Below are 24,993 nucleotides of genomic sequence, written 5' to 3'. Positions count from 1 at the left end.
CGCCTTATGCCGGGAGCCCTAAGCCCCCCAAAAACGGCGGTGCCAGGCGGCCAAACGGGGACCGACGCGCGGCAGCAAAGCCAAGTCCCGCGCTTGGATGCCACCGATGGCCAGCATCGTCAGGCCGTAGATCACCCCGGCCGTCGCCACTGACAGGCCCAAGCCGGCCCAGTCGCCGGCGAGAGACATCAGAAAAGGCGCGCCAGAAATGGCATATCCCGCCATCATTGTAGCAGCGAGGGCCGGTTTCAGCAAGGCAGCGCCCCAGGGAAAGGCAAAACCGCCGCGCCAGCCGATATAGGCGAGCACGAGCAACGCCGAGAGCAAGTAAGCGCCGTTCGAGCCAACGGCCGCTCCGATGAGGCCCCAACGAGGCAGCAGAAAGAGGTTGCCGGCCACCTTCAAGGCGGCACCCAGTGCGAGGGCCAGCATGGGAAAGGCCGTCCGGCCCATCCCTTGCAATCCCGCCGACGCCACCTGGTAAAAGGCCGTCGGAATGATTGTCGGCGCCAGCCAGAGCAGCGGCTCCGTCGCGCCAGGCGCATGAAAGAGCAGGTCGCAGATCGGCCTGGCTAATGCGGCCATCCCGAAGGCCGCCGGCCAAGCGAGCATGCTGGAAAGGCGCAAGGCCGACTGATACCGCTCGTTCGCGACCTGGCCGCGGCCGTCCTTCCAGGCGCTGGCGACGGCCGGAACCAGGCTGGCGCTCACGGCGCTGGTGACGATGACGGGAAAACCGACAAGGGCCGCCGCCATGCCGGAAAACTCTCCGAAGAGCGCCGCCGCCTGGGAAGGGGAAAAGCCGGCCGACTGCAACCCTCTGGGGATCAGCGCCGCATCGACCGTTTGCATCAGGGGAATCACGAGTCCGCCGAGGGAGATGGGCAGCGACAGGACGAGAAGAGACTTCCACATGGTCAGCAGGTCCGCGCCGCCCCCGAAAGCGCGCCGAAAAGCGCCACCACGAGGGCCTGCAACACCGCCAACGGTCGCGCCGCCTCCGAAACTGCCCCTGAACCCGTCCAGGACAGCCGCCGCTTCCGCCCGCCCCGCCCCATAGGCCCCTTTATGTACCTTCCGCCGCCAGGAATAAAAAAAAAGCCACAGCACGGCTAACCCGCCCATCCCGCCGGCAACTGCGCCGGAAGTCGCTCCGGCGGCGCCCATGTCGACGCCATAGCGGACCCACAGGCCGCTCACGGCGAGAATGGCGCCCACCCGCACGATCTGTTCAACCACCTGGGAGAGGGCCGTCGGCGCCATCTGCCGGTAACCCTGAAAAAAACCGCGAAAAGCGGCCATCGAGGCAGTCAGCAATACGGCCGGCGCGATCGCCCAGAGAGAATACAGGGCCCGGCTGTCTTTCAGCACCAGTTCGGCAATCTTCTCGGCGCTAAAAAACAACAGCAGGGTGGCGCCAAAACCCAGCACGAGCAGCAGCCAGAAGGAAGCGAGGAAAAACCGGTAAGCGCCCCGGTGGTCGCCCCGGCTGGCCCGTTCCGCCACCAGCACGGAGATAGCGACAGGCAGGCCGGCCGTCGCCAGGCTCAGGGCTACCGTATAGACAGGGTAGACCATCTGGTACAGCCCGACGCCTTCGGAACCGAGGATCCGGGCCAAGGGGATGCGATAAAAGGCCCCGAGAAACTTGCTGACGATCCCGGCGCCGGTCAGCCAGAGCGCGCCGGTCAGCAAACGTTGACCGCCGGAAGTCCACCACGTCGTCATGGCGCCACCCTCCAAGCGCGACAAAGCATAACCGAACGGTTATGCTTTGGTAGTATCATTGTTCCATCTGTTTGGCGAGGAAACCGGCCGCCGTTTCCGCCAGTTTGATCTCCATGTCACCCATTTTGACATTGGGATCCTTGGAAGCCAGAATAACGGCGCCGATGGGGTCTCCCTCGGCAATGATCGGCGCTATAACTTCAGCAGAAAACTTACAATCGACATCCTCTTCCGTCGACGGGCAACCTTTGCAGTGGCTGTGCTCGCCCGGTTTCTGAATCAAAATGGCCTTCCGCTCTTCCATCACCCGTTCGACAGCGGGGCCGATGGGTTTGCCCAAAAACTCTTTCTTCGGGGCTCCTGCTACGGCGATGATGTTGTCCCGGTCAGCGATGCAGGCGATATGACCTGTGGCCTCGCTCAAGGAGTCCGCATATTCCTTTGCAAAGTCCCCTAATTCGCCGATGGGCGAATATTTTTTCAGGATGACCTCCCCTTCGCGATCCACAAAGATCTCGAGGGGATCTCCTTCCCGAATGCGCAGCGTTCTCCGGATCTCCTTGGGGATCACCACGCGTCCGAGATCATCGATTCGCCGTACGATGCCCGTTGCTTTCATCCCTTCACCATCCCTCCTTTGTGGGCCGTGACTTCGGGGTTCCGGTTCAGTGATAGTATATATCCGACGAGAAGGGGTTATTCATTTTTTTCCATCCATTGAAAAATGCAATCCCCGTACCAGCGGCGGTCCGGGGATTGCATTCCATCAACTTGAGGATTGGATCGAGGGACTATTTGCCGGGCTGGGCGGCGCCCTCCGGCGCAGCCGAGGACCCTTGCGGGGCTTGTTGCGGCGTCTGTTGCGTCGCCGGCGGTTCGGGCAGCTTCCGCTCGATTTTGGCCTGGGCCTTCACATCGGCGTACCAGGACTCAAAGCGCTCCTGTTTCCGCTCAGCGCCCAAGTCGACGCGGATCTGGTCCTTCACCTCGTCAAAGGTCTGCTGGTGGGCTTCCTTGATGTCCTCGACGCGAATCACATGATAGCCGAAGTTGCTCTTGACCGGCGTCCGCGAGTACTCGCCTTTTTTCAAGGCGAAGGCAGCGTCAGAAAACTCCTTGACCATATCTTCCGCCTGAAAATAGCCCAGGTCGCCTTTGTTCTGGGCGGAACCTTGATCAATCGACTTCTGGGCGGCCAACTGGCCGAAATCAGCGCCCTTGCCCAGTTCGGAAATAATCGTTTTCGCCTCATCCTCCGTCTTCACGAGGATATGAGAAGCTTTTACCTGCCGATTCTGTTTGAATTTATCGGGGTTGTCCCGGTAGTGTTTTTCCACGTCGGCGTCGGCGATCTGAATATCGGCGGTAACGGCGTCATAGAGACCGTTGAAGACGAGCCGGGTGCGGATGATGTCGCGCAGTTCGGCCTCGGTCAGTTGATACTGTTTGAGTGCCTCTTGAAATTCGGTGTCAGAGGGGAATTGCTTCTTCTCATTCGCCAGTTCCGTCTCGACCTGCCCGTCGGACACGTCGATGTTCCGCTTCTTCGCTTCCTGCATGAAGAGCTTTTCATCGATCATCCGCTCCAGTTCCTGCCGTTCCATACCGGCGATGATCTCATTCGCATTGGCGCCGGCGGAGCGGGTGATCTCCTCTTTGTACCGGTTGACACGCTTGTCCAGGTCCGTACGGGAGATGGTCTCGCCGTTCACTGATCCCACCACGTTGCCGCCTCCGCATCCAGCCAGCGGCAGCAACAGCGCCCCCAGGAGCGCGATGACGATCGTTTTCATGATTTTATTCAAAATGTCACGGCCTCCTATTTTCGTATACGCCGATTATACCACCGGCTCTCCTCCCCCGGCAAGCAAAGAGGGACACCGATGATTTCCAGGTCCCCATTGCCTATTTGCGCCCCATGGGAGGCAAGTTGGGGGTCGTGACGTTTGCGCCGCCGGCGATGATCGCCAGAGCGTTGTCGAGCAGGCGAAGTAGCTCCCTCGACTTGAGGCGGACCGGCTTGATCCGGATCTCAAAACCGCCGGCAGCGGAGAAGTTGACCTTGCGACCGAGGTGCTGGACGAGAGCCGATATGGCTTTGGCCTCCACCTTGGCATGGGGAAAGAAGCGGATGCGCAGTTCCTCTTTTTCCTGCTGCACCGCCGAGACGCCGGCCTGCTGGCCATAGGCCTTGATTCGGCTGAGCCGGACCAGGTTCTCCACCGGTTCGGGGAGGTCGCCGAAGCGGTCTTCCATCTCCTCTTCCAGCGCTGCCACCTGTTCGACCGTCTTCGCCGCCAACAACCGCTTATAGAACTGGACCTTGGACGACGAATCGGCCATGTAACTGTCGGGGATAAAGGCGTCGACCTGGATCTCGACAAAGGTCTCCGGCGCCTCTTCCGGCTTGGCGCCCTTCAACTCCTGGATGGCTTCCTCCAAGAGGCGGCAGTAGAGATCAAAGCCGACGGAGGCCATCTGGCCGTGCTGCTCCGGACCGAGCAGGTTGCCAACGCCGCGGATCTCCAAATCGCGCATGGCGATCTTAAAACCGGAGCCGAGTTCCGTAAACTCCCGGATGGCGTGAAGCCGCTTCTCGGCCACCTCGGTGAGCACCTTGTCCTTGCGGTAGGTGAAAAAGGCATAAGCCAGCCGGTTCGATCGGCCGACGCGGCCGCGAAGCTGGTACAACTGGGAAAGACCCATCAGATCGGCGCCGTCGACAATGAGCGTGTTGACGTTGGGGATGTCGAGGCCCGTCTCGATGATGGTCGTGCAGACGAGGATGTCGTACTCGCCTTCGAGGAAGTCGAGCATCACCTGTTCCAACTGGTCCTCGCGCATCTTGCCGTGGCCGACGACGATGCGGGCGTCAGGGACAAGCACAGCCAGATCGCGGGCGATACGATCAAGATCCTCGATCCGGTTGCGGACATAATAGACCTGGCCGCCCCGGTTCAGTTCGCGGCGAACGGCCTCGCGGATCAGTTCCGCGTTGTATTCGACCACATAGGTCTGGACAGGATAGCGGTCCTCAGGCGGCGTCTCGATGATCGACATGTCCCGCAGTCCCACGAGGGACATATGCAGGGTCCGCGGGATCGGCGTCGCCGACAGGGTGAGCACGTCCACATTTTCTTTGAGGTGCTTGATCTTCTCCTTGTGGGCGACGCCGAAGCGCTGCTCCTCGTCGATGATCAGCAAGCCCAGGTCCTTGAAGGCCACGTCATTAGAGACAAGCCGGTGGGTGCCGATGACGATGTCCATCTCGCCCGATTTGAGCCCCTCCAGGGAGGCCTTCTGTTCCTTGGGCGAGCGGAAGCGCGAGAGCACGTCGACCCGGACAGGGTAGCCGCTGAAGCGCTCCCGGAAGGTGTTGTAGTGCTGCTGGGCCAGGATGGTCGTCGGCACCAGAATGGCCACCTGTTTGCCGTCCTGGACAGCCTTGAAGGCGGCCCGGATGGCCACCTCCGTCTTGCCGTAGCCCACATCGCCGCAGAGCAGCCGGTCCATGGCTTTCGCCTTTTCCATATCCGTCTTGACCTCGGCGATGGAACGGACCTGATCGGGCGTCTCCTCGTAAGGGAAGGCTTCCTCGAACTCCTTCTGCCAGAGCGTGTCCGGCGTATAGGCGAAGCCGGGCTTGCTCTCGCGCGCGGCGTAGAGTTTGAGCAAGTCGCCAGCCAACTCGCGGACCGAGTCCTTGACCCGCTGCTTGACCTTCTGCCACTCATTGCCGCCGAGCCGGTAGAGCTTGGGCGCCACACCTTCGGCGCCGACGTACTTCTGGATCAGGTGCACCTGATCAGTCGGCACATAGAGGCGGTCCTCGCCAGCGTAGCGGATGACGAGGTAGTCCTTTTGGACGCCGCCCACGTCCAATTTTTCTACGCCCATGTAGCGGCCGATGCCGTGGTTGACATGGACCACATAATCGCCCAAAGACAGGTCGACGAAGGTGTCGATTTTCTGGCCTTCCCGGGCCGACTTGCGCGGCTTGCGGGGCCGTTTATCGCGGCCAAAGATCTCAAAATCGGTGATCACGGCCAGCCGAGCCTGCACCAGTTCGAAGCCGGCTTCCAACTGCCCCACGCCGACCGTGACTGTGCCGGGTTGCAGTTCGGCGTCGATGCCGGGAACAGCTTGCGCTTCAACGCCGTAATCGCGCAAGGCGTCGCGGATGCGATCGCGGCGAACCGCCGAGGCCGCCAGGATCAGAACGGCCGTCTTGCGCTTTTTATAGGCCTTCAACTCCTCAGCCAGCATGTCGAGCTTGCCCAGGAAGGGATGCATCTGCTTGGCGCTGAACTGGATCGTGTCCTCGACAGTCACCCGTTCGATTTTTTTGGCCAGCAAGGCCAGGTGAATGACCGTGTTGCCGGCCAATTCCCCCATCAGGTCGCTGTAGTGGACATAGACGCTGCGCTGGGCCGGCAATACGCTGCCTGCTTCGAGCAGGTGGACAAAGGTCTCCGAGATCTCCTGCTCCTTAGCCTCGGCCGACTCTTTCAGGCGCATCGGCTCATCCCAAAAAACGATCGTCTCCGGGTGCAGGTAACCGAGCAAGGTGACCTGTTCGGGATAAAAAAAGTTCTGGAACTGCTCCAGTCCTTCCACCCAGATGCCTTCGTCGAGTTGTTCCAGATAGCTGCCGATCTTCGCTTGCAAGCGGGCCGCCGCTTCCTGGCAATCGGACTTGAGCAATCGTTCCCGCGCCGTCGCCGCTTCCTTCTCCAATAACCGCCGGCCCTGTTCCAGTGTCTCCGGAGCTAACAGCATTTCCCGGGCCGGACCGGCGGCGTAGCGGTGTTGCTTTTCCTTAGAACGCTGCGTCTCCAGGTCAAAGAGGCGGATGGAGTCGATCTCGTCGTCGAAAAACTCGATCCGCGCCGGTTCGCTCTGGGTGAGGGGATAGATGTCCAGGATCCCCCCACGGAGGGAGTACTGGCCCGGCGCTTCCACCATCGGCGTCCGCTGATAGCCGAGAAAGTGGAGCCGCTCCTGGATCTGGCTCAGTTCCAACCGGCTGCCGACGGTGAACTCCAAGTCCCCCTGGGCCATCACAGCAGGGGGAACGAGCTTTTTCATCAGGGCATCGATGGTGGTCACCACCGTCACCGGCTCCTTGCGGGCCAAACGGGAGAGCACAACGAGGCGATGAGCCAGCAACTCGTGGCTGGAGGTGAGCACTTCATAGGGCATCACCTCCGTTGCCGGGAACGAGAGAACCTCCTCCTCCGGCAGCAGCGACTGCACGTCCTCGGCGATCCGGCGGGCTTGCTGGATCGAATGGGTGACGATGCACAAGGGCTGGCCCGAACGGCGGGCCAAGGTGGCCATCAGCGCCGTGCGCTGGCTGGCGGCAAGGCCAAAGACCGCCTGCTGGCGTCTTCCTCGCTTCCAGTTGGACCACAGGTGCTGAAACTCCGTTGTCTGCGCGATATATTCAAAAAGGTTGCCAACAGGCGCCTTTTCGGCCATGGTCTCTACTCCTCTCGTCTCCTCCAGGCCGCTTTTTGGGCAGAAAAAAGGCTCCACCCGCCTCCCAAGCCCGGAGGAAACGGCTGAATTCGTACTCATTATATTGTTGCCCTACTTTCCAGGTCAAGAAAAGGATGTTTCAACGAAAATGGAAATCGGTTACAATGAGATGCAGAACATGACAAGGACAGAAAAGCGACGAGGAGGTGCCCCCCATGCCCCTCGAACCGGAAACATACAAAAGTCTTCTGGCGGAGACCCACAAGCTGCTGGAAAAGCTTGACGCCCACGACCGTCCCAGCCTCCAGCACACCCAGGACGTGGCCAAGGTTGTCCGTGGTTTTTTGGCCCATCTCAACCTCACCAGGGATCAGACGCAACCGATTATCCTGGCGGCGCTGCTGCACGACATCGGCAAGCTGCGCGTCGCCTCTGACATCCTGCAAAAGCCGCACGGCATTGACCCCATCGAACAGATCCTGATCCAGGTCCACAGCGCCCACGGCGAGTCGATCGTCCGGGAGACAGGCCTCTTCCCGCCCGAGGTGGCCAAAATGATCGGCCAGCACCATGAGCACTTTGACGGCTCCGGCTACCCAGTCGGCCTCAAGGGGGAGACGATCCTCTATGGCGCCCGCATCATCGGGATCTGTGACACCTTCGCCATGGCCCAGGAGGACCGGGTCACCCAGAAGGGGCGCACCTTCGCTGAGGCGACCGATTATGTGAAAAGCCGGGAGCGGTGGTTCGACCCTGCGATTCTCAACGCTTTTATGGCCTATACTGCAGGTCTCGCAGCTACAGGTTCCGGGCCAGCAGCAGCGCGCTGAAGACCATGAACAACGCTGACAGGCGGTTGATGGCTCGCTGCAAGGCGATCCCCTTCGGCGATGCGCCGACACGGCGACCGGCCAGCATAAGAAAGAAGAACCAGATCCAGGAGATGACGATGCAGGAAAGGGTAAAAGCCATTTTTTCGGCTTGATCAACATAAGCGACCGATCCCGTTCCAATGACACCGATCGTGTCCATGATGGCATGGGGGTTGAGCAGCGACACGGACATGGCGAAGAGGACTTGGCGGCCTGGCGTCCACTGGCCGGCGTCACTCGTCCGATTGGCGTCGTTGCCTTGGTCGGCGCCGTCCCCATCGCCAGCGCTCCTGCCCGCATGGTCGGCAGTTCCAGAAGGCTCGCTCCGCCAGGTCTGCCAGGCCATGTAAATCAAAAACAGGATCCCACCCAGGATCAACACCCGTTTCAACTCCTCCGCCTCAAACAGAAGCAGCGACACGCCCCCTACGGCGAGCAGGATCATCAGCGTGTCGCAAAGGGCGGCCGTGATTACTGCGGGAAGGGCGCCAGTCAAGGTTCGGTGGTAGATCCCCTGATTAAATATGAAGACATTCTGAACGCCCAGGGGAAGGATCAAGCCCAGGGCAAGAACGAAGCCGTGAAAAAAGGCCTGTAACAAAAAAGCCCCTCCCAGAACACGCGACTTTGCCTAGGGGAGAACCGTCAAAAATGGAGATTGCCCGCCTCGCCGGACGGGATGTCATCCTCTCCGCCCGTGTCGGCGCCCACAACTACAACCTTGATGACGCTGGCTCTGACGAGGATTGGAAGCACCTCGTCCTGCCGAACTTCGACGACCTCTACAGCAAAAGCGCCTTCGCGGCGGCCGAAACATCGCCCGCCTGCGACTACACCGCGCACGACCTGCGCCGTTTTGCCGAGCTGGTCCGAAAAGGCAACCCTTATTTCTTGGAAATCCTCTTCAGCCGGCAATGGCGGTGCCATGACCGCCATGCCGCCTTCGGCCAGGCGCTCGCCGCCCGCCGCGACCGCCTGGCGGCGATGAACCGGACAGGGCTTTATCGGCATTGCCTTGGAACGGCGAAAGAAAAGATGCGCACCCTCCGCAAAGGCACCGAAACGACCTTGCCGCTGGTGCAACAGTTCGGCTATGACACGAAAGAAGCGCTGCACGCCTTCCGGCTCCTCGACCTGCTGAAGCGCTACGCCGGCTCCGGTTGGGATTTCGCCGCCGCCCTATGGTATGACGGCGAATCGCGCCAACAGATGCTGGCGATCAAAGGAGGCGGCGTCGATAACCACCGGATCGAAGCGGTGCTGGCGGAAAAATTCCGAGAAACCGAAGCGCTCGCTTCCTGCTACCATGAGGCCCCTTTAGACACCGAGGCAGCCGACTGGTTGGAACAGGCTGTCCGACGGGAAGTTCGCCTGGCCTTAGCGGAAGAACTGCGCAGCTAACAGGGAGATGGAACACCGTCCGGCCTTTGAACCGGCTGTCAATGCCGCTCTCCCCCTGAGCTGGCGATGGTGCTACCCCACCGGCGACTCGCCCTGTTTTCTGCCAGCGCCTTTCTGCCCTTTCTCACCAGCGTTGAAGCGGTTCATCACCTCGATGATGCCCTTGTTCACCCAGAGGGCGGCCGCCTCCCGTCCCTGGTCGAGCATCGCGAGGACGGTCTCGCGCTCCTCCTCGGTAAAGCTCTCCAGCACATGGGCGGCAGCGGGACGAGGGCCGGACGGACGGCCGATGCCCATCTTCAGCCGTGGAAAGTCCTCCGTTCCCAGCAGGCCGATGATCGATTTCATCCCGTTGTGGCCGCCGCTGCTGCCCTTCGCGCGGGCGCGCAGCTTGCCGAAATTCAGGTCCATGTCGTCATAGATCACCAGGATGTCCTCAGGCTGCAGTTTATAGAAGACGGCCATGGCCGCAACGGACTGGCCGCTCAAATTCATGTAGGTCTGCGGTTTGAGCAGGAGCACCTTCTCTCCGTTGACGCGAGCCTCGCTGCACAGCCCCTGAAACTTGTCCCGGAATCCGTCGGCGCCCCACGCTTCGGCCAGCCGGTCTACGACCATAAAGCCGATGTTGTGGCGCGTTCGTGCGTATTGCAGGCCGGGGTTGCCCAAACCGACAATCGCTTTCACCTGTCAATCTCCCCTTTCCCTCCTATTCTTCGCGGTTGCGGGGGAGTATCCCTTTTTCGGAAGCGATTTGCGGCCTTGCTAACCTTGATTCATACCCCTTCGCATAGAGAAGCCACCTGCTGTTGTCAGGTGGCTTCTCTTCTTTGGCCATCGCGTTTGACCGGGAAAAGACTATGCCTCGGCTTTTTCCCCATTGCCATTGCCGTTCGTCTTCCCATGTCCATTGCCATTGGCCTTGCCGTTGGCGCCCTTGTCGCCGTTCTCCTCCTGCACAGGCGCCGACTCAGCCGGTTCCAGCACAGCCCGGGGAACGATGATGGAAAGGATGACCTGATCCCCTTCGGAGATGATCTCGATCCCGTCAGGCGCGACGATGTCGGCGACGGTCATCTTGTCATGCAGTTCCAGATGGGAAATATCGAGGTCGAAGCGGGGCGGCAGCTTCGACGGCAACCCCTCCACCGCTACGGTGCGCAAGCCGTGCTGGATGATGCCGCCGGCCTTGACGCCCGCCGGGGTCCCCATGAGATGGATGGGGATCTCGGCGTGGACCGGCTTGTTCATGTCCACAAGCTGGAAGTCGACATGGTTGGGCGTCTGGGCCACCGGATCGCGCTGCATCTCCTTCAGCATCACCTTGTGCCGGTCGTCGGTCCCCTCGACCTGCAGATCGAGGATGGCGCTGGCACTTCCCATCGCCTTCAAGAGGCCGGACAGTTCCTTGGCGTTGACCGAAATGAGCATGTCTGCCTTGTCTTTTCCGTAGACGACGGCTGGCAACAATCCGCGCTTGCGCAGTTCATTGATATACCCCCGCGAACCTTTCTCCCGCCGGATCGCTCGCAATTCTCCCAATGGCATGTTTGGCCCTCCTGGTTTCTATTTCAAAATGCTTCCATCTAAAGTATGACCAGGAGACAGGCATAAAATCCACGCCAGTCATGCCCCTACCGAGACAAGCATACATTGATGCAGAGAATACTATGAAAAGGGGGCTCCCACCGCATGCTTGCCAGCAAGAGCTTATTGACCCGGCCCATCGTCAGCCTTGACGAGGGTCAAAAACTGGGAACCGTTCGCGGATTGGTCGTCGACCCCGAGGCCTTGGAAGTGGTCGCATTGCAGGTGGACCAGAAGGGCCTCTTCCGCGAACAGAAGATCATCCCCTATACGAAGGTGCATTCCATCGGCGACGACGCCATCGTCATCGACCGCTCCAGCCAAGTCCAGCGGGCCACCAACCTGCCTCACCTGTTCGAACTGATCAAATCAAAAACGGTGATCATCGGCAGCAAGGTCCTCACCACCTTCGGCCAAAAGATCGGCGCCGTCGAGGAGTACTACTTCGATCGCCGCACAGGGAAACTCTTGACCATCGAGATCCGCGGCCATTTCGGCGAAGGCTGGTTCAACAACCGGGCGCTCCTGCCGGCCACGGCCATCCGCACCATCAGCCCCGTCATGGTCCTCGTCTACGAAGACGCCCTCGACCAGTTGACCCCTGTGGAAAGCGCCTTTGAGGGGACCGTCAAAAAGGTGGGCGAGCAGACGGAACGGCTCTGGACTTCCACCGTCAGCCTGAGCAAGGAGTGGGGAAACGCCATCGGGCGGGCCATCGGCCTCGATGACCGGAAAAAGGGGCAAGTCGACGATGAACCTGAACTGAGTCCCTGGAAAGCGCCAGACTATGCCGGCCCGGCGCAGCCCGCTTCCCCGGCTTCATCCGCCCCGGTCGCTGATGCAACCGTTACGACTGATGCTCCGGCTGTTGCCTCTGCACCCGAAACTGCCGCCGCCGCAAGCTCCCCCACATCGCCAATATCCCCCGCCATGCTCGCTGCTCCAGCCGCGCTGGTCGCTACGGCGCAAGCGGAGCAAGCCTCCAAAATGGTCTCCCTTCCATCACCAGATGAGCCGGCGCCGTCCGCCTCGGCGACAGAGACTACTCATGCCGTCTTTCCGATTCATAGGGATACGCCGATTGACCTAGACCTGACTCCAACTTCCGTAGAGACCACTCCCCTTAGCCAGGCGGCTGATCGGACCGCGGCTTCCAGCATCAACCCCTCGGAGGCTCCACCGGAGCTCGCTGCTCCGGCCCATGAGCAGCCATACGATTCGCCGGCAGCCCGGGAAGCGGCCGCAGCCTCCGACTTCACCGCTCCCCCGTCACCCGCCTCGGATGCGGATCTGGCAATGTCGATTCGATCGAACGACGAGATCAAAAAGAACGGTTAACCCGTGAAAAAAGCGAGCGAGCCGGGAAGTGGCTTCGCTCGCTTTTTCTCTATGTTTCGCTTCGCTAATACCCCCAGTCATGAATCAGCCAGGGGCTATCCTTTGTCTCTTTGGCCAGAATATAGTCCCAAGCGTTTTCCTGGTTCCCTTCTTGGAAGCGCACATAGAGGCACATCGTCTGATAGGGATCTTTTCCGTAAACGTCCCGGTAGCTGCCGGGAGGCAAGTCGTTGAAGGTAAATCTGCCCGGATACTTGATAGACAGGAGTTCTGGCGTCCATTTGTCTATGTTGCCTGCATTAAACAGCCCTTTTTTGTATTTGCCAAGCGTTTCGTTGGCAGCAGTGATGTCGCCGTCCTGCCGCGCGTGAAAGAGCCGCTCAATCACCCTTTTTCCTTCCTCGATATCCTGTTGGGTGACCTTTCTCCCTGCTTCTGCCCACTTTATCCCCTCTAGCGCCTGCAGGCCTTCCGTTCCAACACAGTACAGTTTCTGCTCAACGCCGCCCTGGGGAAGGCTACTGTTCTCCACAACAATGACCTTATCACCGGAGGGGGATAGGGCAAAGGAATCAATCATGCGGAATACAGGGCTGATCGGCTTCGTTGCGCCTGTTTTCAGGTCCATCAGGGCCAGTTGGGGCAAGTAGTTTCCAGGCTCGCCCGGCTGTAAAATCCCTGAATAGATGAGTTGCTCGTCATTTTTGCCCAACCGGGGCTCCCGCTTATCGCCCTTGTCATCGACCGTTTTGAGCTGCTGCTTCACCGTGTCGACCAAATAGGCGACCGGCTCGCCGACCACATGCCTTCCACAAAGGATTCCTACACTGTCCTTCAGCCAATAGGCGTAGGAGAGGTCGTTTACCTCAAAAAACTGCGCCCCGGATCCGTCAGGCTTGATGATTCCGACACCGCCATTGCCTTCGTATTCAGCCATCCAGTAGAGGATTTTTTGATCGTCGTAAGACCACCTGGGATATACGGGCGCTTCCAGCCGCATCCCCGGCCCCCGGTTTGGCACACGCCGCCATTGGCCCCGTTCGTCTTCTGCCCATTCCTTGCGTTCCAACAGCAATCGCGGCTGCTGAAACTTCACATCCGAAACGTAGAGGCCCTCTTTTCCGATATAACAGACCTGGTCTTCGTTGTATGAGATGTCTGGTTGAGTGACCCCCTTGGGAAGGGGGATCTCCTGATGAATCGAGGGGTCCTCTGTATTGATCAGGAGTATTTTTTCTGCGGTGAATAGAGCCGTCCGTTTTTCATTGAGCCTCTTAACGCGAAGGTCATCCCTCGACGTCTTTCCTTCGAACAGGAGCCATCGTTTATTGCTGCTTAGGTCAAAGGCAAAGACCTTGACGATATCGCTGTCCGCTTCCTGGATACCAAGGGCCAGTCTCTCCTCGCTCATCCATTCGGCAAGGAAGATATAATCGGTCGACTCTCTGGCAAAATCAATCTCGACGACAGGGTGCTTTCCTTGCTCCCCCATGACCGTCGCCGGCTGCCCTTGTCGATTCCCATCAACACCCGCGCCGGAATGATCCCCCTGCGCCCCTTTGGCCGTCGAGAGTCCGCATCCGGCCAACAACAGCGAAATTCCCATCATCAGCGATAGAACAGAAAAGGCGCCCCTTCTTCTCATAAAAAACCTCCGTCGATGCACTATTTGGATGTTGCAAATTATACCATATTGTCCACCAAATCCAAGAAAAAAGGACACTGCTTGCCCAAGCGAAGCAGTGTCCTTCATCGATCTTATCTTTATCGCGAATGATTAATCTTCCGTCCCGCCTCAGTCGAAGAGCTTGCTGACCGACAGGTCCTCGTGGATGCGGATGATCGCCTCACCGAGCAGCGGCGCGACAGACAGCACCTGGATCTTGTCGATCTGCTTTTCGGGGGGAAGTGGGATCGTGTTCGTCAGGATCATCTCTTTGATGGGCGAGTTCTGGATGCGCTCGATGGCCGGTCCCGACAGGACGCCATGGGTGGCGCAGGTGTAGACCTCGCGGGCGCCCCGCTCCAAGAGGGCCTTGGCGCCGTTGACGATGGTGCCGGCGGTGTCGATGATATCGTCGGTGATGACGACAGTCTTGCCTTCGATATCGCCGATGACGTTCATGACCTCCGACACGTTCGGCTCAGGGCGGCGCTTGTCGATGATCGCCAGGGAGGCGCCGATGCGCTCGGCCAGATCGCGCGCCCGGGTGACGCCGCCCAGGTCCGGCGAAACGACGACGATGTCCTGCAACCCTTTGTTGAGGAAGTACTCGGCCAGGATCGGCACACCGGGCAGGTGGTCGACAGGGATATCGAAGAAACCCTGGATCTGACCGGCATGGAGGTCCATCGTGACGACGCGGCGGGCGCCGGCCGCCGTCAGGATATTGGCCACCAGTTTCGCTGAAATCGGCGCCCGGGCACGCACCTTCCGGTCCTGCCGGGCGTACCCATAATAAGGTAGGACGGCGGTGATCCGCCGGGCAGAGGCGCGGCGCAGCGCGTCAACCATGATCAGCAGTTCCATGATGTTTTCGTTGACGGGATAGCAGGTCGGCTGGACGACGAAGACATCAGCGCCGCGGACGCTTTCATCAATTTCCATCTGGATCTCGCCGTCACTGAAGCTCTTGACCTTGGCCGCCCCCACCTGGACGCCCAGATACTCGGCGATCTCTTCGGCCAGTGCTGGGTTAGCGTTTCCCGTGAAGATTTTTAACTTTTTATTGAAAAATGACATGTCGCACCTCCTGATGAGTTTGCCGTTCTCCGTGCAGTAAGCGTCACTGCGATGACGTATGCTTGCGGCCGTGAAAGTTCTCTTTGATCTTCATGGGGGAACGTTCCACCGCCAGCGCGCCGGCGGGCACATCCTTGGTGATGGTCGAGCCCGCCCCGATCAGCGCCTGGGCGCCGACGGTAACCGGCGCCACCAGGTTGGTGTTGGAACCGATAAAAGCCCCATCCTCAATGGTGGTGGCATGCTTATGTTTTCCGTCATAGTTGCAGGTGATCGTGCCGGCGCCGATGTTGACGCCTTCGCCGACAGTGGCGTCGCCGACGTAGCTGAGATGGGGCACCTTGGAACCCTTGCCGATAATCGACTTCTTGATCTCCACGAAGTCACCCACCTTGACCTCGTCGGCCAGGCATGTTCCCGGGCGCAAGTAGGCGAAGGGTCCAACAGCGCAGTCATCGCCGACCCGGCATTCGAGCACCACCGAGTTTTGGATCACTACATTGTTCCCGATCTGGCTGTCACATATCCGAGTCGCCGGTCCCAACCGGCAACCTTCGCCGATGACCGTCCCCCCTTCAATCATCACCTGGGGATGGATGATGGTGTCAGCTCCAATGACCGCCTTGGCGTTGAAAAAGACGGACGGGGGATCGATCAAAGTCACGCCGGCGTCCATCCACTTGCGGCGCAACCGGTCCTGTAAGACCGCCTCCGCTTCGGCAAGCTGCACCCGCGAGTTGATCCCAAGGATCTCCCTTTCATCCTGAAGGGTGTAGGCGGCCACAACACCACCCCGTTGGCGGAAGATGGCCAGCACATCGGTCAGGTAGTATTCACCCTGGGCATTGGCCGGGGTGATCGCATCAAGGGCGGCGAAGAGGGCCGCCCGGTCAAAGCAATAGGTTCCTGCGTTGATCTCCCGGATCGCTTTTTGTGTCTCGTCGGCGTCTTTTTCCTCGACGATGGCCGTCACATGTCCAGCGTCATCCCGCAGTATCCGTCCATACCCCTTGGGGTCGCTGATCCAGGCCGTGAGCACTGTACCCATGGCGCCCGCCTGTTCGTGGGCTTCCCAGAGGGCCGACAGCGTGGCGCCAGTCAGCAGCGGCGTGTCGCCGCAGAGAACCATCACCGTCTCCACCTCATCGGAAACCTCGGGCCGGGCCATCATGACGGCGTGACCGGTCCCCAACTGCTCCTGTTGCCAGGCGTAGCGCACCTGGTCCCCCAGGCGCTGCTGCACCGCCTCTCCGCCATGACCGATGACGACGACTGGCTGCGAAACACCGCAGTCAGCGAGGGCATCGAGGACATGACAAATCATCGGCTGGCCGGCAACCTCATGAAGCACTTTCGGCTGGCGGGATTTCATGCGGGTCCCTTTCCCCGCAGCCAGGACGACAGCCGTCCGCTTATGCATTGATTGCGCCTCCTGTTATGGCTTGCGTCTCTACCATTCCATGCTCTCACAAGAATATGCAAAAGCCGAAAGTCCCCGTCTACTATTCCACATCGAGGGGCCGTTTCCTCTCATGTCACTTAAAAATCTTGTCGACGAGGTGAACAACGTGGACCTGCTCGTCCTCCACCCCAACCGGTTGTCGGCACGGCGGCTGGCCGACGCGCTGGGCTGCCGGCATTCCGTCGACTGCCCTGCTCCGCCGCCAGAAGGCTTGATCCGCTTTGGCGCCGCCAAGGGGGTGGAGGGGCGCCGGTTCACCGTCAACCCGCGCGCCGCCATCATCGCGTTGCGCGAACCGGCAGCGCTCTTTCGGCTCCATCGCCTCCCCTACGGGAGCAAGAAAGGGATCGGGCGATCGCTGACCCTGCACGTCGTCGACGGCCAGGTGATCGCCCTTCAGTCCCGGGACACCTTTTCGAAGCTGGAGCGGCAAAAATGCCTAGGCATGGCGTTGCGGGCGCTCTACCTGTCGGGCGCCGACTTCGGCGCCGTCGATCTGGCCGTGCCGGTGCGCGGCCAACCGCGGGTGACCAAGGTGACGACGGCGCCGCTGCTCACGTCGGAGTTGGCCGCCACCTACGCCCGGGCGATCATGCCGTTGATCGAGCGGAAGCGAGCCAGGCCATCGTCAGAGTCGGCAGCGTCGGGGGAATGGGCGGCCCGGGTGATGGCACCCGCAACAGGCTTTTCCGGTGGAGATGATGGCAACCAGGCAAGGGGGGCTGGCCATTCCATAGAAGCGCCCGCCCCCGTCATGCTTGGCGCCGATCCCGAATTCATGTTCAAACACACCCAGTCCGGCAAGCTCGTTCCAGCCAACCGGTTTTTCCAAACCGAGGGACCGATCGGCTGTGACCGGCGCAAAGCCATCGCCGAGATCCGGCCCGATCCGAAGACCCATGCCCGCGACCTGACCCAGGCCATCGGCGCCCTCCTCGCCGGAGTGGCCAATAAGGTGCGCAAAAAGCCGGTGCGCATGCTGGCGGGGGCGATGCCCTTTTCCCAGTTCCCCATCGGCGGTCACATCCATTTCGGCGGGATTTCGCTCACCTTTCCCATCCTGCGCGCCCTGGACAATTACCTGCTGATCCCGCTCTTTCTCGTCGAACGGGGTGATGCGGCGATCCGGCGGCGCAAGTATTACGGTTATATCGGCGACGTGCGTCTCAAGGGGCCGGGCCGTTTCGAGTACCGCTCCCCTTCCAGTTGGCTCGTCTCGCCGGCGATCACCCTGGCCACACTGAGCCTCGCAAAGCTGATCGTCGAACAATCCCTACACTTGCGGCGAGACCTCTTCTCTGACCGCGCTGCCATCCGAGCCTTCTATGACGGCGACAAGGACTACTTCCGCCACCGCGTCGCCTGGCTGCGTCAGGACCTGGAATCCCTCCCGGCTTACGCTGCCGTAGCCGCCGACATCCAGCCGCTGTGGCGAATGATCGACGAAGGCCGGGAATGGGACGACGAGACGGACCTGCGTCAGGTCTGGCAGATCGAATTGTAAAGGCACAGTTTCCCATTCGATGCATCAAAAACAGAAAGGCAAGCTGCATGACCCCCATCGGCGCGGGGAATCCAGGCATGAAAAAAGAGATGCACTTGGCATCTCTTTTGCTTATGTGGCCATGCGTCTATATTCAAGCAAAAAAATTATGCAATCGCACTGGCAACGGCGTCCTGATAGGCGTTTAGCACGGCAACGGAAATCTGCTCGCGCGCTTTCGCCGAGATCGGGTGGGCAATGTCGCGGTATTCCCCTTCCGGCGTCCGCCGGCTCGGCATGGCGACGAAGAGCCCCTTTTGTCCTTCAACCACTTTTACGTCATGGACGACAAAGGCGTTGTCGAAGGTGACGGAGACAATCGCTTTCATTTTACCTTCCAAGTTCACTTTTCTGACGCGGACATCGGTGATAGTCATGCTCTCACCACCTTCCCTAGCATAACCATGGCTATTCTCATTCTATATTCGACCTCTGACAGTTAATACCTTCTGCTCATGGAAAACTTTTTTTAATATTTTGTTTCTCTTTTGTTCAATCCTTTAACAAGCGTACGTCTATCCGGTTAGACATCGCGGATGCCGAACCCCCGCTCCTCCAGTTGCGCCTTCAACTGGCCGATATGGTCCTGATCCCTCGTCTCCAGGGCGACGACCACCTCCGCTTGGCTGAGAGACAAGCCGGGACGCAAGCGGTCATGAACGACGGTGATAATGTTGGCGCCGCCGCGGGCCACCTCGGCCAGGAGGCTTTGCAACGCGCCGGGCCGGTCGGGCAGGGTGGTTCGAAACTCCCAGCGGCGACCGCTCTCCACAAGGCCGTGTTCGATGATGCGGGCGATGGCCGAGATGTCGATGTTGCCGCCGGAGAGCAGCGCCGCCCAGCGCTCCCCACGCCGGCCGACGCGCCCCTCCAGGAGGGCGGCCAGACCGACAACGCCGGAACCCTCGACGACCAGTTTCGATCGTTCCAGCATGAGGGTCACGGCCTTAGCGATGGATTCATCGTTGACGGTGACGATCTCGTCGACCAACCGTTCAATCAGGTCGAAGGTCAGGTTGCCTGGGCAGGAGACGGCGATGCCGTCGGCGATGGTGGCCTTGCAGGCGACGACGGTGTGGGAATGGCGTTCCTTCGATAAGGCCATGGCCGGCGCCGACTCGGCCTGAACGCCGACGATGCGAACCTGAGGCGCCAGGCTCTTGACGGCCAGGGCCAGGCCACCGGCGAGGCCGCCGCCACCGATGGGGAGCACGATGCCGTCAAAGCGGCCGGCCAGTTGCATCTGTTCGAGCATCTCGATCCCCAATGTCCCCTGACCGGCGATGACCTGGGGATCATCGAAGGCGTGGACGAAGACGGCGCCGGTCTGTTCCTTCAACTCTTGGGCGTGGTTATAGGCTTCATCGTAAAAATCGCCGTGGAGGATGACCTGGGCGCCGTAGTCGCGAGTGGCCTCCACCTTGGCGAGGGGCGCCCCCTTGGGCATGACAATCGTCGCCGGAACGCCGATCAGCGAGGCCCCAAGAGCTACCCCCTGCGCATGGTTACCGGCTGACGCGGCGATGACCCCGCGCACCCGTTCCGTTTCCGTCAAGCTGAGGATCTTGTTCATCGCGCCTCGGATCTTAAAAGAGCCCGTCCGCTGCAGGTTCTCACACTTCAGCCAGATATCGCGCCCGCTGAGGCGGCTGAAGGTGGCCGACCGCTCAAAGGGGGTGCGGTGCAGCTTGCCTTCCAGACGCTTGGCGGCGGTGCGGATGTCTTCCAGCGACAGTTGGCTCCACAGTCGGCCCTCTTTCGGCGAGGTCATCGTCCGTCCCCCTTTTTCTGTTCTTCACAGCGCCTATGTGACGGTGCTCTATCCTACGCTATACTTTCCAGTATTGTCCACAAGATATGCATCTCCTGCCGGCAAGGCCGACAAAAAAACAAGGCCCCCACCGCCGCTTTCCCGGCGATCGAGGCCTCGCTTTATTCTTCCGGCGGACCGGAAGGGGCTGTTGGTTTGGACAGGACGGCAAACTTGCGTTTTCCCCGCGTCAAGTCCTTGGGCACCAGATTTTTCAACTGGCCCAACAGTCGATTCTTGTGGTCCATCTCCTGCCCGGCCAGGTCATGAAACAACTCGGCCGCGTCGTCCAAGCCGTCCTTCTTCGCTTCGTCGGCAAATTTGCGGTAGTTGTAGTAGGCCGCCTGTTCGTAGACGAGGGCTTTCAGGATGTTTTCCTTCGTGCGCACCGCGACGATCGCCTCCTTGTCAGGGGAATGAGGCCACCTCCCGTTTCGAATCTGAGCCCCCTAAACGAAAAAGCAGGGTATGTTCCCTGCCCTCAGCGCCGGTCGGGGCCGGACAAAATCGGCACTGCCGTCCTTTAGCATTCTTTTTCCAGGAGATCGAGTTCCCCGACCACAATGACATCGGTGAAGCGGGTCAACTTGACGATTAGGTCGGCAAAGACGAGCACATCGGCGGGGGTGCCTTTGCGTCCGTTGATGATGCACTCGTCATTGCGGTGCAGGATGACATCGAAGCGGACGTTGCGGACGAGCACCTCAGCGTCTTCCACCTCTTCCGCCAGTTCAGCCGGCGTCAAGGACGGGCAGAACTCATGAAGCTGGATGATCTTCGTAAAGGTGCCGGGAACGACGCGGACGGCCCGGTTGCCGGAAGCGTCCTTGACCAGGAAGACCAGGTCGAATTTGAGGGTGATCGTCACGTTGCCCGTCAGGTTGACCGTCACATCTTCTTTGCGATTGAAGTCGAAGATGATGTTTTCGATGGCCACGATGGGGTCGCAGTCGATGTTTTCAAGACAGATGCGAAAGGGAATAATCCGGCTGGGATTGGCGGGATCGGTCGCGAAAAAGATCGGCTCATCGCGCTGAACATTTTTCGCCACCACGACTTGCGCAAACAGTTCGATGGTGCCGTTTTTGGAGTCCATTAAGCATCCTCCTTTTTCTTGTTCGCCTCCTGGGAGTCCTTTCCCGGCCCAAGCCGGCTCGCCACATAGTATGTTGGAGCCAGGAAATGGGTGAACCGCTGCCGCTCTTTTTTGCCGGGCATGGTGTTTTTTTCTACCCCATTGTATGAAGCAGGCGCCCTTTTGGTGAGGATGGCGGCGCCATCACCATAGAAGCGCCCAGGCCGACATCGCGCCACTCATACAGTTTGAGGCTCAAGGATCCCACGGCGAAGAGGCGGATTTCCACGTTCCCCTCCCGGCGCTGCCAGTCCTGAAGGTGGCAACGGATCTCCCCGACATGGGCCTGCCCATTCCACAAGGCCGGATCGGCCACCGCCTCCCGGTCGGCCAGCAGCTCACGCCAGGGGCGTTCCCAGCGGCAGCGGTGATGGACCGGGATAAGGGAGTAGCGGCCCCGCTTTGGCCGCAGGACGATGGAAAGAAGAATGTTCAGATCGACCCGGACCTGTTCCCGTTCGAAGGTCCAGGCGGCCCCGCGATACTCGGCTGTCACGGTTGGGATGTAGGGTTGAGATGCGTCGGTCGGCTCTTCTGGGGTTGTTTCCTCCGCCAGCGGAAGCCGGATGAGTGCCGGTTCTCTCTTTTCACCGAAAACAGAAAAAACCAGCGGCTCTTCCGGGGCGTCATACCGTCCTGACAGGACCTGCAAACGCGCCGGGATCACCCTGGTTCCCCCTTTTGCTTCCATATTCTATTCACCTGCCCTGTCCGGTTCTACCGTAATATATGAACCGGCAGGGGCGAAGGTCCCTGAGACAAATCTCCGATACGGTGAAAAATTTCTTGAAGTTAACTTGTCGCCATCTCATTGGTCGACTCGGCGAGGCGCCGCCGGACCAACTCAAGGTCGGACGGTTTGTCCACATCGATGCCGAGTTCCGGGCTGCCGGACAAGATGGCGACGCCCCGCAGGCGAAACAGTTCGGACACCCTGGCTTCCACCTGGGAAATGGTCAGGCGTCGAAGGAGAAAACGGATGACAAAAGTCCAGCCCAAAAGGCGGCTCAAGGCGAGGGGGCTCTTGCGCAGGCGGACAAAGCGGCGGGCTTGCGACAAAGCGCCGGGGATGACGGCCGGGCGGACGAGAAACAAATTCCCCCCCGTGACCCAACCCTCCTGAAGGCGCACATAGGTGCGGCGGACATCGGGGTAGCGCCGTTCACAGTCCTCACGCCGGACGACGGGATAAAAGAAATCGCCTTCGCGCATCCGGCAAGCGTCGAGAAAAGCCTCCACGACCTGGGTTGTGAGCAGCGGCAGGTCGCCGGTGACGATCAGGAGCCGGTCGGCTTCCGGTCCCCTCGCCGGAACGTCAGCGCAGGGGTATCGACAGTCAGGTTTCGGCGCTGGAGCAGTCGCCTGACCGGCTGAAACAGCAAGAGCCGTCAGCCCGCATTGCAGGCTGTCCAAGGGGTCTTTCCCGCCTGCGACGACCGTCACCCGGCAGTCCTCCTGATAGTAGCTGCGCAGTTTTGGCGGTCCGACGACAACGATGCGGTCGATCTCCCGGCAGTGGCGGAGCGCCTGGACGACATAATCGACCATGGGGCGCCGCCCGATGGGGATGAGGGCCTCCATGGACGCTGTATGGCAAGAACGGAGCCGCCCATTGTTCGGACCCGCCGCTAGGACCAAGGCATCCATGCCGCTCCCACCTCCCGGCGGTAACGATTGAAATGTAGATTACCGTTGCCCTTTCCGTTAGGGTTGCAGTTTCTGTTTGACCACGCCCATCGCTTCGAGCATGCTGTTCTCGGCGTTTTCGATGTGCTCCCAGGCCAGCGACTGGGCCAGGGTGACGTTGCGGTCGGCGATGGCCTCGACGAGCTTGCGGTGCTCCTCCCAGGCCTCGCGCATGCGACCGGGATGGCTGAGGGACGTGGTGCGGAACCGGCGCAACTGTTCGCGCAGGTTGTTGATGATCTGGACAAGCCGCTGGTTCCGGCTGGCCCGGTAGATCATGTCGTGAAAATCGATGTCCGTCTCGATGAGATCATTCAAGTTGTCCTCTTCAAAATAGGCCATCGTCTTGACGAGGAGCCGTTCCATCTGCTCCGTCTCGTCTTCGGTGATCCGCTGGGCAGCCATGCCAGCCGCTAGGGATTCCAGGGCCGCCCGCAGTTCAAAGACATCTGTTATATCTTTGACCGAAATGTTGGAAACATAAGCACCCTTGCGCGGAACCATGACGACAAAGCCTTCCAGTTCCAGTTTGCGGATGGCTTCGCGGACCGGCGTGCGGCTGACGCCCATCTCCTCGGCCAGTTGAATCTCCATCAGCCGTTCCCCCGGACGCAACACCCCCGTGATAATGGCCTCGCGCAGGTTTTCGAAGACGATATCGCGCAGGGGGCGGTAGTTGTCCAGTTTTATCGGCAGCAGTCGACGCTCCATTCGTCGGCCTCCTCTCGTTCCAGCGTCCGGGCGGTGAGCACCCGGTATTGTTGCGGTCCCCACTGTTCTTCCATCGCTGCGGCCACCGAACAGGCCGTCGCTTCCGATGCGGTAAATCCGAGGATGGTCGGTCCGCTCCCCGACATGAGCGATCGGTCACAGCCGAGACGCACCAGTTGCTCTTTGATCGCTTTCAGGACCGGATGCCACTCCAGGGTCACCTGTTCCAGGTCGTTGCCGAGGGCCTCCAACAAGTTGCCATAACTGCCGGTTTGTAAGGCCTCCATCATGCGGTAGGAGGCCGTGCCGGTTGGCGTCGTCTCCGGCGTCATCGCCTCCGGCCAGGGCAGCGGATCAGGCAGGGCCGGCGCCCCCAGGGCTTTGTACACCTGAGGTGTCGAAGCGCCGAAGGGAGGCTTGACCAGGACGACCCAAAAGGCCGGCGCCGAGGGCAACCTATGTACGACTTCACCGCGCCCTGTCGCCAGGGCGGTCCCCCCGCGCACCAGAAAGGGGATGTCCGAACCCAGGCGCGCCAAGAGGGTTTCCAACTCTCTATCACTCCACCCGAGGCGAAAGAGGCGGTTTAAGGCCTTGACCGTCGCTGCGGCGTCAGAACTGCCGCCCGCCAGGCCGGCCGCCACGGGGATCACTTTTTCCAGGTCGATGTCGACGCCGCAGGAAAGGCCCGCTGTCTCTCGGACGAGGCGGGCGGCCCGGTGCACAAGGTTGTCCACATCGGGCGGCGCCTCTTCCGTCCCGCCGGCCAGGCGGATCGCAGCGTGGCCTTCGTTGACGGCGACTGTCACCGTGTCGGCGAGGGCGATCGTCTGCATGACCATGACCACTTGATGATAGCCATCGGCACGACGGCCGAGCACATCGAGAGCTAAGTTGATTTTGGCTGGAGCCAGCAAGCGCAAGATCGGGAACCTCCCCTTTCCCAGGTCTGATTTCCCTCTTTATTCCGCAAAGGACCACGATTTCCCTTTATTTCGACAACTTCCTCGGTCGTAGACTCGACAGCATTTTCAGCGTGACCTCTCGGTTACGCCCTTATACAGCGCAACGGCAATAAGCCTCACCGCCCAGTCTCCCGTCCGGGGCGGTGAAGCTCGTGTGAACTGTGCGGCTCGCGATGGGTGATGGGGCAAGGTTGATGGAGCAAAGGGAAGTCTGCGTTTCCGCAGGGCGGTTTTCGCGCCGCATCCGCTTGGCCTTCGCAGATGAGTGAACCCGCCCCGCCCTACAAAGTTATGCAGCCTGATCATAAAGTATGAAAACATGAAAACGACGCCGCTCGGAACGGCGTCAACCTCGATCTATAAATAGAAATTGGCGATGGATGGGGGCATTGATGGGTTGCTTCCATTTATATTGTAACATGAATCACAAGCGGTGGCTATGCCCTTAGGGATGATCGCTGTCACTTTTTTGTCATTCGATTGCGCGTATAATGAGTCAAGCAACAACGGGATGACAAACGGAGGTGCGCG

At 60.2% G+C, this 24,993-nt stretch carries 22 protein-coding genes; 4 read left to right on the top strand and 18 right to left on the bottom strand.

The window, feature by feature from the left end; all coding sequences use genetic code 11:
* Positions 1 to 18: 18 nt before the first annotated feature.
* From AC0CW1_RS12695 to mfd, 4 genes are all read right to left on the bottom strand, one after another.
* Entirely contained in the window at positions 19 to 1,728 is a 1,710-nt protein-coding gene (locus AC0CW1_RS12695; RefSeq protein WP_488183398.1) for a putative polysaccharide biosynthesis protein, read from the bottom strand.
* Between the two features lie 55 nt (positions 1,729 to 1,783).
* Positions 1,784 to 2,347: a stage V sporulation protein T gene (spoVT, locus tag AC0CW1_RS12690; RefSeq protein ID WP_012282355.1), complete on the bottom strand. Its 564-nt coding sequence runs from the start codon at positions 2,345 to 2,347 to the stop codon at positions 1,784 to 1,786.
* 172 nt (positions 2,348 to 2,519) lie between these two features.
* Positions 2,520 to 3,533, bottom strand: coding sequence for a peptidyl-prolyl cis-trans isomerase (locus tag AC0CW1_RS12685; protein WP_488183397.1), 1,014 nt, complete (start codon positions 3,531 to 3,533; stop codon positions 2,520 to 2,522).
* Between the two features lie 100 nt (positions 3,534 to 3,633).
* Positions 3,634 to 7,209, bottom strand: a complete 3,576-nt coding sequence (gene mfd, locus AC0CW1_RS12680) for a transcription-repair coupling factor (protein ID WP_488183396.1) — start codon at positions 7,207 to 7,209, stop codon at positions 3,634 to 3,636.
* A gap of 215 nt (positions 7,210 to 7,424) precedes the next feature.
* On the opposite strand from mfd, the gene AC0CW1_RS12675 reads away from it, so the two are divergent.
* A complete protein-coding gene (locus AC0CW1_RS12675) occupies positions 7,425 to 8,039 on the top strand; it encodes an HD-GYP domain-containing protein (RefSeq protein WP_488183395.1) in 615 nt (204 codons plus the stop codon).
* Here the strand turns inward: AC0CW1_RS12675 and AC0CW1_RS12670 are convergent.
* Positions 8,008 to 8,682 (bottom strand): LysE/ArgO family amino acid transporter, encoded by a 675-nt coding sequence (locus AC0CW1_RS12670; RefSeq protein WP_488183394.1) that lies wholly within the window; start codon positions 8,680 to 8,682, stop codon positions 8,008 to 8,010. The genes AC0CW1_RS12675 and AC0CW1_RS12670 overlap by 32 nt on opposite strands.
* A 50-nt stretch (positions 8,683 to 8,732) precedes the next feature.
* Between AC0CW1_RS12670 and AC0CW1_RS12665 the strand changes: the two genes are divergently transcribed.
* Positions 8,733 to 9,482, top strand: a complete 750-nt coding sequence (locus AC0CW1_RS12665) for a DNA polymerase beta superfamily protein (RefSeq protein WP_488183393.1) — start codon at positions 8,733 to 8,735, stop codon at positions 9,480 to 9,482.
* Between the two features lie 72 nt (positions 9,483 to 9,554).
* Here the strand turns inward: AC0CW1_RS12665 and pth are convergent, their stop codons facing one another.
* Together pth and AC0CW1_RS12655 are read right to left on the bottom strand one after the other, a co-directional pair.
* The gene (pth, locus tag AC0CW1_RS12660) at positions 9,555 to 10,169 is read right to left on the bottom strand and encodes an aminoacyl-tRNA hydrolase (RefSeq protein WP_488183392.1); all 615 of its coding nucleotides are present in this window, start codon (positions 10,167 to 10,169) and stop codon (positions 9,555 to 9,557) included.
* Between the two features lie 171 nt (positions 10,170 to 10,340).
* The gene (locus AC0CW1_RS12655) at positions 10,341 to 11,030 is read right to left on the bottom strand and encodes a 50S ribosomal protein L25 (protein ID WP_488183391.1); all 690 of its coding nucleotides are present in this window, start codon (positions 11,028 to 11,030) and stop codon (positions 10,341 to 10,343) included.
* 144 nt (positions 11,031 to 11,174) lie between these two features.
* Here AC0CW1_RS12655 and AC0CW1_RS12650 point away from each other — a divergent pair, with 144 nt between their 5' ends.
* Positions 11,175 to 12,407, top strand: coding sequence for a PRC-barrel domain-containing protein (locus AC0CW1_RS12650; RefSeq protein ID WP_488183390.1), 1,233 nt, complete (start codon positions 11,175 to 11,177; stop codon positions 12,405 to 12,407).
* 64 nt (positions 12,408 to 12,471) lie between these two features.
* Here AC0CW1_RS12650 and AC0CW1_RS12645 read toward each other — a convergent pair whose 3' ends face one another.
* The 3 genes from AC0CW1_RS12645 to glmU all read right to left on the bottom strand — a co-directional run bounded on the left by AC0CW1_RS12645 (position 12,472) and on the right by glmU (position 16,570).
* Positions 12,472 to 14,052, bottom strand: a complete 1,581-nt coding sequence (locus AC0CW1_RS12645; protein WP_488183389.1) for a hypothetical protein — start codon at positions 14,050 to 14,052, stop codon at positions 12,472 to 12,474.
* Positions 14,053 to 14,202: 150 nt separating this feature from the next.
* Positions 14,203 to 15,150, bottom strand: coding sequence for a ribose-phosphate diphosphokinase (locus AC0CW1_RS12640; protein ID WP_488183388.1), 948 nt, complete (start codon positions 15,148 to 15,150; stop codon positions 14,203 to 14,205).
* Between the two features lie 43 nt (positions 15,151 to 15,193).
* The gene (gene glmU / locus AC0CW1_RS12635) at positions 15,194 to 16,570 is read right to left on the bottom strand and encodes a bifunctional UDP-N-acetylglucosamine diphosphorylase/glucosamine-1-phosphate N-acetyltransferase GlmU (RefSeq protein ID WP_488183387.1); all 1,377 of its coding nucleotides are present in this window, start codon (positions 16,568 to 16,570) and stop codon (positions 15,194 to 15,196) included.
* A gap of 112 nt (positions 16,571 to 16,682) precedes the next feature.
* Here glmU and AC0CW1_RS12630 point away from each other — a divergent pair, with 112 nt between their 5' ends.
* Complete coding sequence (locus tag AC0CW1_RS12630; RefSeq protein WP_488183386.1) at positions 16,683 to 18,116, top strand: putative amidoligase domain-containing protein; 1,434 nt, start codon at positions 16,683 to 16,685, stop codon at positions 18,114 to 18,116.
* Between the two features lie 146 nt (positions 18,117 to 18,262).
* Here the strand turns inward: AC0CW1_RS12630 and spoVG are convergent, their stop codons facing one another.
* The 8 genes from spoVG to ispE form a co-directional block, all read right to left on the bottom strand.
* On the bottom strand, positions 18,263 to 18,532 hold the full coding sequence (gene spoVG, locus AC0CW1_RS12625) for a septation regulator SpoVG (protein WP_161256415.1): 270 nt from the start codon (positions 18,530 to 18,532) through the stop codon (positions 18,263 to 18,265).
* Between the two features lie 146 nt (positions 18,533 to 18,678).
* Positions 18,679 to 19,926, bottom strand: coding sequence for a threonine ammonia-lyase (gene ilvA / locus AC0CW1_RS12620; RefSeq protein WP_488183385.1), 1,248 nt, complete (start codon positions 19,924 to 19,926; stop codon positions 18,679 to 18,681).
* Between the two features lie 161 nt (positions 19,927 to 20,087).
* A complete protein-coding gene (locus tag AC0CW1_RS12615; protein WP_488183384.1) occupies positions 20,088 to 20,354 on the bottom strand; it encodes a ferritin family protein in 267 nt (88 codons plus the stop codon).
* 134 nt (positions 20,355 to 20,488) lie between these two features.
* Positions 20,489 to 21,061 (bottom strand): hypothetical protein, encoded by a 573-nt coding sequence (locus AC0CW1_RS12610; RefSeq protein WP_161256406.1) that lies wholly within the window; start codon positions 21,059 to 21,061, stop codon positions 20,489 to 20,491.
* A 133-nt stretch (positions 21,062 to 21,194) separates the two neighbouring features.
* Positions 21,195 to 21,767 (bottom strand): hypothetical protein, encoded by a 573-nt coding sequence (locus AC0CW1_RS12605; RefSeq protein WP_488183383.1) that lies wholly within the window; start codon positions 21,765 to 21,767, stop codon positions 21,195 to 21,197.
* A 125-nt stretch (positions 21,768 to 21,892) separates the two neighbouring features.
* Positions 21,893 to 22,747 carry a nucleotidyltransferase family protein gene (locus tag AC0CW1_RS12600; protein ID WP_488183382.1) on the bottom strand — a complete coding sequence of 285 codons (855 nt, stop codon included), beginning with the start codon at positions 22,745 to 22,747 and terminating at the stop codon, positions 21,893 to 21,895.
* A 57-nt stretch (positions 22,748 to 22,804) separates the two neighbouring features.
* A complete protein-coding gene (locus tag AC0CW1_RS12595) occupies positions 22,805 to 23,497 on the bottom strand; it encodes a GntR family transcriptional regulator (protein WP_488183381.1) in 693 nt (230 codons plus the stop codon).
* Positions 23,473 to 24,420: a 4-(cytidine 5'-diphospho)-2-C-methyl-D-erythritol kinase gene (ispE, locus tag AC0CW1_RS12590; RefSeq protein WP_488183380.1), complete on the bottom strand. Its 948-nt coding sequence runs from the start codon at positions 24,418 to 24,420 to the stop codon at positions 23,473 to 23,475. Before ispE ends, AC0CW1_RS12595 begins: the two co-directional genes overlap by 25 nt.
* Between the last annotated feature and the right edge of the window lie 573 nt (positions 24,421 to 24,993).

The sequence above is a fragment of the Heliomicrobium sulfidophilum genome, from assembly GCF_057715735.1.
Note: the sequence above shows the minus strand (reverse complement) of the source record. Positions and strands in the feature narration are given on the sequence as shown.